Origin of the sequence: Streptomyces sp. NPDC020917 (assembly GCF_044333795.1) — a bacterium.
In the GTDB taxonomy this organism is placed as follows: domain Bacteria; phylum Actinomycetota; class Actinomycetes; order Streptomycetales; family Streptomycetaceae; genus Actinacidiphila.
In genome coordinates, this window is record NZ_JBIRRR010000037.1 from 17,873 (window position 1) to 29,872 (window position 12,000).

11 protein-coding genes are annotated in these 12,000 nt (G+C 71.0%); 6 read left to right on the top strand and 5 right to left on the bottom strand.

All coding sequences use genetic code 11. From position 1 onward, the window contains the following. Window positions 1-86: 86 nt before the first annotated feature. Window positions 87-1,943 carry a WD40 repeat domain-containing serine/threonine protein kinase gene (locus ACH4TG_RS40155; RefSeq protein WP_398248129.1) on the bottom strand — a complete coding sequence of 619 codons (1,857 nt, stop codon included), beginning with the start codon at window positions 1,941-1,943 and terminating at the stop codon, window positions 87-89. Between the two features lie 81 nt (window positions 1,944-2,024). Between ACH4TG_RS40155 and ACH4TG_RS40160 the strand changes: the two genes are divergently transcribed. Both ACH4TG_RS40160 and ACH4TG_RS40165 read left to right on the top strand, forming a co-directional pair. Next, window positions 2,025-2,231 (top strand): hypothetical protein, encoded by a 207-nt coding sequence (locus ACH4TG_RS40160; RefSeq protein WP_398248131.1) that lies wholly within the window; start codon window positions 2,025-2,027, stop codon window positions 2,229-2,231. 43 nt (window positions 2,232-2,274) lie between these two features. Then, window positions 2,275-2,529, top strand: a complete 255-nt coding sequence (locus tag ACH4TG_RS40165) for a hypothetical protein (protein ID WP_398248133.1) — start codon at window positions 2,275-2,277, stop codon at window positions 2,527-2,529. Window positions 2,530-2,608: 79 nt separating this feature from the next. Here the strand turns inward: ACH4TG_RS40165 and ACH4TG_RS40170 are convergent, their stop codons facing one another. Then, the gene (locus ACH4TG_RS40170) at window positions 2,609-3,046 is read right to left on the bottom strand and encodes a hypothetical protein (protein ID WP_398248135.1); all 438 of its coding nucleotides are present in this window, start codon (window positions 3,044-3,046) and stop codon (window positions 2,609-2,611) included. Between the two features lie 1,227 nt (window positions 3,047-4,273). Here ACH4TG_RS40170 and ACH4TG_RS40175 point away from each other — a divergent pair. Both ACH4TG_RS40175 and ACH4TG_RS40180 read left to right on the top strand, forming a co-directional pair. Next, entirely contained in the window at window positions 4,274-4,717 is a 444-nt protein-coding gene (locus ACH4TG_RS40175; RefSeq protein ID WP_398248137.1) for a phosphotransferase, read from the top strand. Window positions 4,718-5,051: 334 nt separating this feature from the next. Next, window positions 5,052-5,552, top strand: coding sequence for an SRPBCC domain-containing protein (locus ACH4TG_RS40180; RefSeq protein WP_398248139.1), 501 nt, complete (start codon window positions 5,052-5,054; stop codon window positions 5,550-5,552). A gap of 565 nt (window positions 5,553-6,117) precedes the next feature. Here the strand turns inward: ACH4TG_RS40180 and ACH4TG_RS40185 are convergent. Further along, on the bottom strand, window positions 6,118-6,903 hold the full coding sequence (locus tag ACH4TG_RS40185; protein ID WP_398248141.1) for an SDR family NAD(P)-dependent oxidoreductase: 786 nt from the start codon (window positions 6,901-6,903) through the stop codon (window positions 6,118-6,120). A gap of 163 nt (window positions 6,904-7,066) precedes the next feature. Between ACH4TG_RS40185 and ACH4TG_RS40190 the strand changes: the two genes are divergently transcribed. Continuing rightward, the gene (locus ACH4TG_RS40190; protein WP_398248142.1) at window positions 7,067-7,735 is read left to right on the top strand and encodes a TetR family transcriptional regulator; all 669 of its coding nucleotides are present in this window, start codon (window positions 7,067-7,069) and stop codon (window positions 7,733-7,735) included. Window positions 7,736-8,258: 523 nt separating this feature from the next. Here ACH4TG_RS40190 and ACH4TG_RS40195 read toward each other — a convergent pair. Beyond that, window positions 8,259-9,212 (bottom strand): hypothetical protein, encoded by a 954-nt coding sequence (locus tag ACH4TG_RS40195; protein WP_398248144.1) that lies wholly within the window; start codon window positions 9,210-9,212, stop codon window positions 8,259-8,261. Between the two features lie 571 nt (window positions 9,213-9,783). Next, a complete protein-coding gene (locus tag ACH4TG_RS40200; RefSeq protein WP_398248146.1) occupies window positions 9,784-10,581 on the bottom strand; it encodes an SDR family oxidoreductase in 798 nt (265 codons plus the stop codon). Window positions 10,582-10,748: 167 nt separating this feature from the next. Here ACH4TG_RS40200 and ACH4TG_RS40205 point away from each other — a divergent pair, with 167 nt between their 5' ends. Further along, window positions 10,749-11,630 (top strand): helix-turn-helix domain-containing protein, encoded by an 882-nt coding sequence (locus tag ACH4TG_RS40205; RefSeq protein WP_398248148.1) that lies wholly within the window; start codon window positions 10,749-10,751, stop codon window positions 11,628-11,630. The last annotated feature ends 370 nt before the right edge of the window (window positions 11,631-12,000 follow it).

Genomic DNA, 12,000 nt, shown 5'->3' on the forward strand with positions numbered 1-12,000 from the left:
CAGCCACAACAGCCCGGGGCCCCGTAGGCAGGTCGTACGGGGCCCCGGTGCATGGGCGCGGCCGGACGGTCGCGGGGTCCTCCAGGTCAGGGAGCACAGGTCCACAGGCAGACCTCACCCTTGTCCTCGGGGCTGTACCGCGAGCCACCGGCACTGGCCAGGGTCCGCCCGTCCGGGCTGAACACCACCGAGGAGACGATGTCCGTGTGCACCCCGGCCAGGGTGGCCAGTTCCTCACCGGTGGCCGGGTCCCACAGGCGCACCGCCTTGTCGTCGCCGCCGCTGGCCAGCAGGGTGCCGTCCGGGCTGAAGGCGACGCACGCCACGATCGACAGCGCGCCCTGGTATTTCGCGCCGCGTGCGCCGGTGAGGCCGGCGAAGGTCCGGTGACGCTTGCCGGAGACGGCGTCGCGCAGGTGGAACTGCTCGACGCCGACGCTGGCGAGCGTGCCCCCGTCCGGGCTGAACGCCAAGGAGCAGAAGGGGGACCGCGGGGACGTCAAGGAGAAGAGCCGCTCGCCGGTGGCGGTGTCCCAGGCGAAGACGTGCTCGTCAGACACGCCGGCCAGTGTCTTGCCGTTGGGGCTGAAGACCAGGTGGTTGACGCCGTCGGAGCCGCTACGCAGGGTCTGGTGGAGCGCGCCGGAACGCACATCCCACAGCCTGACCGGGCCGGAGCCGCCGGAAGCCAGCAGTCGCCCGTCGGGGCTGAAGGCGACGGTGTTCAGGCTGGTCAGCGGTCCGCCGTGCTTCAGTTCGCGCTCCGGCTCACCGGTGTGCGTGTTCCACAGCCTGATCAGCTTGTCCGCGCGGGTCGCCGCCAGCAGTCGGCCGTCCGCGCTGAATGCCACCGCGCTCATGTTCGACAGCCGCTTGCCGTGCCAGTCGGCCATCTCACTGCGCTGCTCGCCGGTTCCGGTGTCCCACAGTCGTACGCCCTGCCCGGCACCCGCCAGAACGCGGCCGTCGGGACCGAGGGCCAGCGCCCGTACGCCGCCGGGGACGGGCAGCGACGTGCGCAGCGTGAAACGGCTCGGCCGCGGAGCGGGGCGCGGCTCGCGGAGGGCGGTGGGCACGTCGCGGCGGGTGGTCGCGAGGGGGCCGCGGGCGGGCGGCACGGAGTCCGGGGGCGCGGCCAGCGCGTCGGCGAGCGCGTCGGCGTCCGGCCGGTCCCGGGGGCTCTTGGCGAGCAGCGAGGCAACCAGGTCGGCCAGCCGGCCCGGGACATCGGGGCGCCGGCCGGCCACAGGTGGCGCGGGCACCTCCGCGTGCTGCCGCAGCAGCGCGTACAGCGGCTGGCGTGGGGTGAACGGCGGCTGCCCGGTGAGGAGTTCGTACATGACGCAGCCGAGCGCGTACATGTCGCTGCGGGTGTCCAGCGGCAGGTCCTGGCACTGCTCGGGCGACATGTACGCGGGCGTGCCGACGACCCGGCCGCTCTCGGTCAGGGTGGAGGTCGTGTCGGTGCTGCGGGCGATGCCGAAGTCGCAGATCTTGATCCGGCCGTCGTCCTGGAGGAAGAGGTTCGCCGGTTTCAGGTCCCGGTGGATGACGCCCCGGCCGTGCGCGGCGGCCAGGGCCTGCGCGGTCTGCCGCGACAGGCCGACCACCGTGTCGAGCGGCAGCCCCTGCGGGTGCCGGGCCGCCAGGCGGGCCAGGTCGGCACCGTGCAGCAACTCCATCACCAAGAAGAGGTGCCCCTCGTGGCTGCCGGCGTCGTGCACGACGGTGATGCCCGGGTGCTGCAGACCCGCGAGCGTCGCCGCCTCCTTCTGGAACCTGCGCGCTGTTGTCAGGTCGGCCGACGTCTCGTGCAGCACCTTGACCGCCACGGCGCGGTCGAGCACCGTCTCGTCCCGCCCCAGCCACACCGCGCCCATGCCACCGCGGCCCAGCACCCGTTCGAGCCGGTACCGCCCGGCCAGTACATCCCCGTTCTCCATCCGGCGATTCTCCGGTACGGGGCCGGGGGGCGTCACTACCGTCCCGCTACGGTGCGGGGGCCGGTGTCACTTCGATGAGGGGTGCCACTCGCGGCGGAGGAGGCCGACGATCTCGGGGCGTGGGTGAAGGCGCAGCGGCTGGACTGGGAGCAACTGCTGCCCGCGCAGCGGTGGATGCTGGAGGACATGCTCCACCTGACCTCGGCGCAGGCGTCGAAGCGGCCGCCAGCGCCCCGCACGCAGGCCGCCCTTGTGCGCGACCGTGGCTGCCTGGCTGACACGAGGTGAGACAACCGGCCCGGCTCGGCCAGTATCGCGCGACCACGACGGCGTGCTCTGGCTTTACCGCGGCACCGGCAACGCAGGTGCTCCCTTCGCCGTCCGCACGCGCATCGGCGGTGGCTGGAACACCTACACCCAGATCACCGGCGTCGGCGACATGACCGGCGACGGGCACCCCGACCTGCTCGCCCGCGACGCCGCGGGCCGCCTCTGGTACTACCGTGGCACCGGCAACCCGGCCGCGCCGTACGCTCCCCGGGTACAGAACGGCACCGGCTGGAACACCTACACCAGCCTCATCTGACCGGCGCCCCGGGACCCGGTCTCCTCGATCCCGGGGCTGCCGGACGCCGGACCCCGGCCGATTCCGCCGCCGGCGCCGCCTACTCGCCGGTGGTCCCGGCAGCCCGTGGCGCTGGGACAGACGCCGGCGAGCTGCCGGTGACCATCGCGTGGACGAGCGCGTGAAGCAGTTCGGCCTGCTTGTCCTCGCTGAGGCCGGAGCCGCGAACCAGTCGTTCGGCCGCCAGGTAGCGAGACAGTTCCAGCGGCTGGTCGAAGTACGAGCGCATCGCCGAGGACGTCATCTCCTGGGATCTGACGAACGTCTTCGCGATGTATCCCGCGAGGGCCGCCCCAACCGCCCCCAGGCCGGCCGCCGCGACACTGCCGGACGTCGAGTCGGCGCGCAGCGCCACGACCACGAAGACCGCCAGGAGCGCGAAGCCCGCGACCATCGCGAACTGCGCGTTCCGGAAAGCCTTGTTGGCCTGGACGACCGCTGTCTCGTGATAGGCGCCGAGCCGCGCGTGCGTGACCATCCACAACTCCGGCAGGGCCAAGTCCCCGACATGTCCGGTTCCGACGTGCCCGGCCGCCCCCTGATAGGGAGGGGGTGGGCTGGGGAACTCGGTGCCGTCGCCTGCCGGCGGTGCGTCCGGTGGCCCATTCTGGGAGTACCAGGACGAAGGTTCGTAGTCGTGCAAGGGGGGAGGCACGGTCCACGGCCCGCCGGTGGGATCCCAGGTGAAATCCGGCCTGTCGTCGGGGTCCGGTGGCCCGTCGACGGAGTCTGGATCCTCGATCCCCGACCACGCGGGGGGCCGGGGACGCTGCTCCCCCGGCGCAGTGTCCGGTGGCGCGTCCTCGGAGGCTGGGATCGTGCGCGGCGCCGGTTGCGGCACCCAGGCTGGTGGTGGAGGTGGGAGCGGCCTGGACTCGCCTGGCGTGAGTTGCTGGCGAAGGGCCGCTTCGAGGCTTCTCTCGGCTTCCCGTAGACGCTGCCGGCTCCGATCGGCTCTCTCCTCGGTGGTCCATCTGATCCCGAGTGGGAAGATCGCGTGGTAGAGCAAGAACACGCCTGCAGCCCCAACGGCGGTCAGCATGCTGGGCGTCGCCCGGTGGACAACGAAAACGAACCCCACACACGCGCCGATCCCGCAGATCGATACCGCAAGACGCGCCAGCAGCGAGAACCGCTCGCCCCCGTCTCCCCCGTCGTTCGAAGTCGCCATACCCCCGAGCATCTCCCACGCCGCGGAAGGTGACAGGCAGGATCCGTGTTTCGTTATCCACCCCTGGCTGGATCCGTCACCGGTCCATGGGCTGCCCGTGGGAGCTCGCGTTCAGGTGTCAGCCAACGGTCCTGTAGGGGCAGGACGCCGCGGGCGCCAACCTCGGCCATCGATCTCACACCCCAGGACCTGCCGTAAAGTTCCGGCGCGGCGCAGGCGTAGCCCGAACTGCCGCGAGGACGGCCGCGGAGCGCCGATCGGCGTGTCGACGCCCTGCAAGGCGGGTGACCACGGTCTGCCGCTGCTGCATCCCCATGCCAGGCTGCCATCCCATCGACGCACCCCGCACCTCCGGCTTGTGGATCGCCTGGCCGAGGGGACGAGAAACTGGTTGCCGGCCAGGACGCGCTCTGACACGGTCGCGGCCATGATCGATGATGACGAGTCGCCTTGCCTGATCGTGACGGGGATGCCCGGGGCGGGGAAGTCGACAGTGACGAAGCTGGTCGCCGACCGGCTACCGCGTCGGCCCGCATGGACGGCTTCTTCATCAGCACACTGGTGGTCAGCGGTCACGTCTGGGCACTCGGCGAGCCGGCCGACGAAGCCGCGCGGCAAGTGGAGTTGTGCAACCGCAACCTCTGCGCACTCGCCAACAACTTCTCCGATGCCGGTTTCACGCCGGTAATCGACACGGTGATCCCCGACCGCAAGCAGCTGGACTTCTTCGTGTCCCTCCTCCGGGCTCGGCAGGTCCTCTTCGTCGTTCTGGCCCCGAGGATCGACGTGTGCCAGTACCGCAACACCGTCCGCGACCCGCAGGAGCGCTTCGACTTCGACGGCTACGAAACTCTGCAGTCCGACATGAAGCGCCAGTTCGGCGACGTGGGCTGGTGGTTCGATACCTCCGATCTCACTCCCGGCCAGACGGCCGATCGCATCATTCATCAAGCTCCCCACCGGGCCCTGATGGCCTGACCGCTCGCCAAGCCCCCGGCAGCGCCGGGTCAACGCCCCTGCCTGAGCCGACGCTCCAGGCGCCCGCGCGGCGCGCGGAACTCGACCCACTCGGCATACGCTGATAGGCCTTGTCGACGCCACCGCGGCGTGCTGCCCCGCCGCCGGCCCTGGTTGAGTTCAACTGACCGTAGCGACACCAAGCAGCTGCCGCCCAAAACCGCGCGCCGTGGGGAAGTCAGCTGGAAGTGGTGGGATCCTGGTTGCGCAATGCCGGGCATGGGGGAATCTCCCCCCAGTGAGAATCCGGAGGACGGAGTTCTCCTAACCCCACCCGACTTTCAGCGGAGTTCATATGACCACCGATCGCACGCCCCGTGTGGACGCCGCACGGATGGAGCGGACCTACGACGCTCCAGTCGAAGTCGTCTGGCAGCTGTGCACTACTGCCGCCGGCATCGAACAGTGGTGGACCACCGACGGTTTCGACACTCACGTGCGTGAACTCGACCTCAAGCCTGGCGGCACCCTGGTGTACACCATGACCGCGACCGCGCCAGAGCAGATTGAGTTCATGCGCAGTGCCGGCCTGCCGCTGACTAGTGAACTGCGGAAGACCTTCACAGAGGTCGTGGCGCCGACACGGCTGGCGTTTCTGTCCTTGATCGACTTCGTGCCCGATCACGAGCCGTATGAGCATCTGACGACCCTCGACCTGGTGGCCGCCGGCCAGCGCACGACTGTGGTCATGTCGGTCGACCCTCTCCATGACGAGCCCTGGACGCAGCAGCACCGCTCTCACCGCCGCGCCGAGTTGGAGAACCTGGAAGCGGCACTGTCACGCCGCTCCGCATGAACTCCTCTCTCAGGCGAATCTGCGGCGGTGCGCAGGCGACTGGTGTCGCCTCGGCCAGCCGGAGGTACTCCAGCCCGCCGCGGGACGGCATCCGTTCGGCTGGGCTGACTGTTCAGGGTCCAGACGGCAGCGGGGGCTGGGGGGCTGGTGCTGTGGTGATGAGCGGCCCGCCGGTGGGCCCGGCGGGCCGCACATCGCAGCCGAAAAGTCCTCAGCCGCGACCGTTCTGGAAGTTCTCGCCGAGAGTGGCCGCGCGCGCCGCATCCGCACCATTGCCGGGTCCCGGCTGTCCGCCACCCAGCGGTCGATGGCAGCAGGACCTGAGCACTGAGCCCCTGGCCCTTCGGATTGGGTATCGCGCACTCAGCAGACCACGGTCATCGACTGCCGTGGGTCTCGACGGCGCTGGGACCGTGCCCGGGCGATGCGCGGGTCGGCGGCGGATGGAACGCTTACTCCTCGATCACGTCCCTGTCCTTCCTCACCTCGGCCGGCGCCGGCCGCCTCGTCGCCCGTGGCCAGGCTGGCGTGCTCTGGTAGCACCGCGGCACCGGCGACGCCGCCGTCAGAAGTGGGTGCCGCCGTCGATGCGGACCTCGGTGCCGGTGATGAACCTGCCGTCCTCGGAGCCGAGCATCGCGACCACGGACGCCACCGTCTCGGGGCCGGCGAAGCCCTGGCCGAGCGCCGGGGCGAGCTTCACGAAAAGGCTCATGTCGGCGTCCTCGGGCAGCCCGGGGCCGGCGCTCTGCTTGCTGGCGCCGCTGCCGTCGGTCATGCCGGAGGAGATGGATCCGGGCTGGACGGCGGTGAAGCGGATGCCCTGCTTCGCGTACTCGCTGGCGAGCGCGTGTGTCATGGACTGGATGCCGCCCTTGCTCGCCGCGTACGCCGCCATGTAGGGGTGCGCGAACATCGCCGAGGTCGAGCTGAAGTTGATGACCGCGGCGTCGCGGCCCTGCAGCAGCGCCGGAATGGACTCGCGGATCACCAGGAAGGTGCCGACGAGGTTGACCTGGATGATCCGGTTGAAGGACTCCAGGCTCATCGTGTGGGTGTGCGAGGAACGCAGGATTCCAGCCGCGTTGACCAGCACGTCCAGACCGCCGAGCGCGGCGGTCGCGGCGGCGACCATGTCGCGTACCGAGGCCTCGTCGGCGACGTCGACGACGAGCGTGGTGAGGCGGCCCGCGTGGGCGCCGGCCTGCTCGACGGTGTCCTTCAGGCCCTGCTCGCTGACGTCCGCGGCCACGACCGTGCCGCCCTCCGAGAGCATGCGCAGCACGGTGGCCTGGCCGATGCCCGAGCCACCGCCGGTGACCAGCGCGCGACGGCCTTCGTAGCGGTCCATGTGTCCTCCAACCCGGCCTTGCTGTTCTCCAACGCGGCCCCTGTGATGCCGACTCTCTTGGTGTCGACATTCTCGATACGCCATTCACGCTACTCCCGGATGGCACGTTTTGCCACTTAGGCATAACGTGCCGACTATGGCTGTGCGGCGTAGGCTTCCTGCGGTGAGCACCAAGCCGACCTCCCCCTCCCTGACCGAGCGCCGCAAGGCCGCCACGCAGCTCGACATCGCGCACGCGGCGGCCGAGCTCTTCGCCACGCACGGGCCGGACGGCACGACGGCCGAGGACATCGCCCGGCACGCGGGGGTCGCGCTGCGGACCTTCTACCGGTACTTCCGCTCCAAGCAGGACGCGGTGAGCCCGCTGCTCGTGGTCGGCGCCGACCGCTGGCGGGCACTGCTGGAGGCGACGGAGCCGGGCGCGGCACTTGCTCAGGCGCTGGAGGCCGCAGTCGCACAGGCGCTGTCCGTACCGGACGAGGAGGCCGCGCGGGCACTGCTGCGCACGCGCGGGCTGCTGCGGGCCGCCGCTGAGGACCCGGCGCTGCGGGCCGTCTGGTACCGCGTGAACCAGGAGTCCGAGGAACGACTGGTCCCGGTGGTCGCCCGGCTCGCAGGCCAGGACGCGGAACCGCTGGAGGTACGGCTCGTGGCAGCCGCCGCCACCGACGCAATCCGGATCGCGCTGGAGGCCTGGGCCGGTACCGAGGCGGGGGCCGAGGGACCAGGCTCCCCCGCCGTTCTCGCGGTACGGTGCCTGAGCGAACTCACGGGCGGGATGCGACTGTTGGCACCACAGAGCGACGGTGCCCGAAAGCCGCGCGGAACCTAGCCAGCTCGTCACGCTCCGCCCTTAGGCGAGGGGGCCGAGGTTCCGAGGTGCTCGCCTTGTCCAGGAGAACCGGTTCTCGTCAGGGACTCGAGAACGGTGCGCCAAGCCGTCCACGAACCCCGTGGCCCGGGAGGAACCGATCTGCCCCTTCGGGGCGGTGGGCACCCTCCCAGGCGCGGCTCTGGGGACCCCCGCGCCCTCGCCGGGCGGCACGGCCAGGGCGGAACGGGGGGTCCGGTGAAGTCTCCGCGCCGACCGGACGCCAGGGGCTTTCGGTCTTCCCGCCGCTGTGGTCGGCCCAGGGCCGCCAAACCTGCGGGCGACCAACCGCCGTGCGGTGCCCAGGGCGGAACTCCTGGGCCTTGACCGCGACGCGTGCCTGCAGTTCGGCGGGGTCTGCCCAGGCTTCCTCGGCACCGCATGAACCGGCTCACCCACCCAGACGCCGGAAGCCGCCCCCGACCGGGTCCCGGCGGGGGGCCGGATGCCCGGGGCGTCCCGTCGAGTCCTGGGCCGGCCGCGGTCAGGCGGTGCAGCCGGCCACGGGAGACGGGCTGCCCACGCAGTTGGTGGGACGGTTTCCCGAAATGCGGGAGTGGTGGTTCACCAGGGTGTCTCCGACGTCGTTGAACACTCCTCCCGGCGCGCCGCCCGCCGTGTTCCTGGTGACGGAGGTGGAGTTGAGGAAGAGGCTGGTGCCGGAGTCGACGTTGTAGATGCCGCCGGCCAGCAGGCCCGCGGTGTTCTTCGCGATGACGCTCCGGCGGAAGGTGGCCGTTCCCATGTCCGCGTTGGTGACGCCCCCTCCGTGGTCGGAGGCGTTGTTGGCGGCGACCGTGCTGCGGTCGACGGTCATCCGCCAGTTGTTCCACAGGCCCCCGCCGTCGCCTGCCGTCACCCGGTTACCGGTGATGGTGCTCCCCGCGATGCTGAGCACGTCGTCGTTGAACACGCCTCCGCCGTAGAAGAAGCTGGAGGTGTTGCCCTCGATCGAGGTGGAAACGACGGAGGTGTCGCCCTCAGCGGAGATCCCGCCGCCGGAGGCCGTGGCGCGGTTTCCGATCACCCTGGACCCCACGAGTTTCATGGTTCCCATGTTCACGATGCCGCCGCCGTCACCGTCGGCGGTGTTCCCCTTGACCAGGACAGATGTCGCGTGGAGCTTCCCGTGATCCTGGACGAGGACGCCCCCGCCGTCGCCGGTGACACTGCCGTTCTCGATGGTGACGTGGCCGATCGCCGCCCTTCCCCCGGCCGCGACGTCCAGGAGGCGAAAGAGGCTCGCCGTAGTGCCGCGCCGAAGAGTGGCGCCGTTGCCGTCGATCGTGACGGCTCCCGTGATGGGAGGCGTCGCGTCATCTGCCGAGAAAGGCGCGGTGAAGTCGTAGACACAGCCCTTGGCAAGACTGATCTCGCCGGAACCCCGGGCATTGGCCGCTTTGACGGCCGCGACGAGAGCGGCCGTACTGCATCGCACACCCATAGGCGTGCTACGGGCGACGGCGGGGCCTACGCAGAAGACGGAAGCGGCCGTAACAATCGCGGCGACACCGGCAAGGGATCGACGTACTGGCATGGCGAGGCATTCCTGCTTTCGGGTCGGTGGGCGCAAAGTCGGCTACCTGCAAGGAGTGCACAACGCAACCGCGTCGCAGTGTTGATATACGCCTAACCGGTTTTCAGAACGCGGACCCGCACGGCGCACTCGCTCGTTCGGTCGGCAGGACAACCCGAAGAGACCTGCTTCCCGCCTCGGCTCCGCGGACTGGCAGGTCCTCGCCGGAGCGCTGGCGCATGCGATGGACAGCGCGGAGCAGGCGCGCGCCGGGGCGGCCTCCTCCCACACCGGGACGCAGTCCCGGTGTGCTCGTCCTCGCCGGGGCCGGGGCCGGAACCAGTCGGTCGTCCGCCAGGTAGCCAGGTAGCCGGACAGCAGATCGCGGTGTCGCCGGCGGGTGGAGTCGCGGCGGCCGGTGTGGAGAGGGGGACGCGTCCGGGTCCGTTCCTGATTCGCCGGGGCAGGACCTGGCAGGACCTGGCTGGAAGCGTCACGCCTGGCGCGTGGGGAGCACGACGACCTGACGCAGGTTCACGTGCGCGGGCCGGCTGGTGACGTAGGCGATCAGGTCCGCGATGTCGTCGGCGGACAGGGCCGGGTCGATGACCTGGAACATTCCGCCCAGTTGGGCGGCGAGTTCCGGGTTGTCGATGTGGCTGCCCAGTTCGGTGCCGGTCAGCCCGGGCTCGATGTTGGTCACCCGCACGTCCCGCGGCCCGAGTTCCGAGCGCAGCACGGCGGACAGGTGCGTCACCGCGGCCTTGGTCGCGCCGTACACCGCGTATCCGGGGAAGACGGTGTGCGCGCCGATCGACGACACGTTGACGAGGTCGGCGCGCCGTCCTGCGGCCGCGGCGGCCAGCAGGTCGTCGCGGAAGGCGTCGATGATCCGCAGGACGCCTGCCACGTTGGTGTCCAGCATCCGCAGCCACTCGTCGGTGCGGCCCGCGTCCACGGGGTTGGCGAGCATCACTCCGGCCGCGTTGACCACCAGGTCGACGGGGCCGTGGGCGTCGTGGACGCGGGCGGCAGCGGCCGTCACGGAGTTCGTGTCGGTGACGTCGACGGGGACGGCGAGGGCCTCGCCGCCTTCCGAGGTGATCTTCCCGGCCAGCTCGGCCAGCCGGTCGGCGCGCCGGGCCAGCAGAGCGACGCGGGCGCCGTGCGCGGCCAGCAGCCGGGCGGTGGCCTCGCCCATGCCGCTCGCCGCCCCGGTGACGACGGCGGTGCGGCCGGCCAGGCCGCCGAATCCGCTCGTAGCGGGCGTGCCAGCGGTGTTCGTGGTCATCGTGTTCATGATGGAGGTGCTCCCCGGTAGGTGAGGTGCGCCGCGACGGGGTTCCGCCGGGCGGTGATCCCACCGTGCCGGGGGCGGGATCCCCCACCCAGTGCACCGCTGAACCTGGGTCCGCCAGTACCAGGTTCGCGGTCGCGGCGCCGCCTAGGATCGGGCCCATGGACAACACGCTCGGGGGATTCCTGCAGTCGCGCAGGGCGCGCATACAGCCCGAAGAGGTGGGGCTGCCGCCGTACGGGCGCCGGCGCGTGCCGGGGCTGCGCCGCGAGGAGGTGGCCCAGCTCGCGGGGGTCAGCGTGGACTACTACATCCGGCTGGAGCAGGGGCGCGGCCGGCACGTCTCGGACGAGGTGCTGGACGCCGTGGCCCGGGTGCTGCGGCTCGACCCGGCCGAGCACACGCACCTGCACGACCTGGCCAGGCCCGGCCGTGCCACCCGCCCCGGCTCCCGCACACCCGCGGCGTCACCGCGGGTGCGGCCGGGCGTGCGGCTGATGCTGGACGGCATGCAGGACGTCCCGGCGTTCGTGCTCGGCCGCCGGATGGACGTGCTCGCCTGGAACGACCTGTGCGGTGCGCTCCAGGACTTCCGGCCCGGCACCGTACCGAACATGGTGCGCGCGGTGTTCCAGTCCCCCGACGCACGGTCCCTCTACCCCGACTGGCCGGCCGTGGCCGCCGAGACGGTGGCGTACCTGCGCCTGGACGCCGGGAAGCACCCGGACGACCCGGAGTTGGCCGCGCTGGTCGGTGAACTCTCCGTCAAGAGCGAGGACTTCAGGCGGCTGTGGGCCGACCACCTGGTCAAGGAGAAGACGTTCGGGGTCAAACGGATCGACCACCCCGTGGCCGGGGAGCTGGAACTCGCATACGAGACGCTCGCGTTGCCCGGCGACCCGGACCAGACCGTGGTTGTCTACTGCGCGCCGGCCGGATCCCCGACGGCCGAGCGGCTCGCCCTGCTCGCCAGCTGGGCCGCCACCACCTCGACCGTCACCGCCCCGACAACCACCCCTGCCGCGCCCGACAACGCGTCGTAGTCGCGTAGTTCCTCGGTGGCATACGCCGTGGCCTCGGCGTCGAAGCCGGCCCACCGTTCGGGTGCCTCGGTGACGCCGTCCAGCCAGACGAGGGTCGATTCGATCAGTCTGCGCATGGCCGTTCTCCTTCTGCGGTGGCTGGTCCGGCGGTCGCCGGCCGGTCTCAGGCGGGCTGCCGGCCGGCGGCCCGTCTGTGGTCAGCGGATGGTGATCTCTTTCATGTCGATGGCGACCAGCAGCGGATCCGGGACGCGCTGGTAGTCGCCCTGCCAGGCTTGACATCCTCGCCGCCCTGAAGGACGGCGATTCCCGCCTACCGCGCCGTTGAAGGCTGCGGTGTCGGGTGGGTTCCTGCTTCACTGCGCTGTGC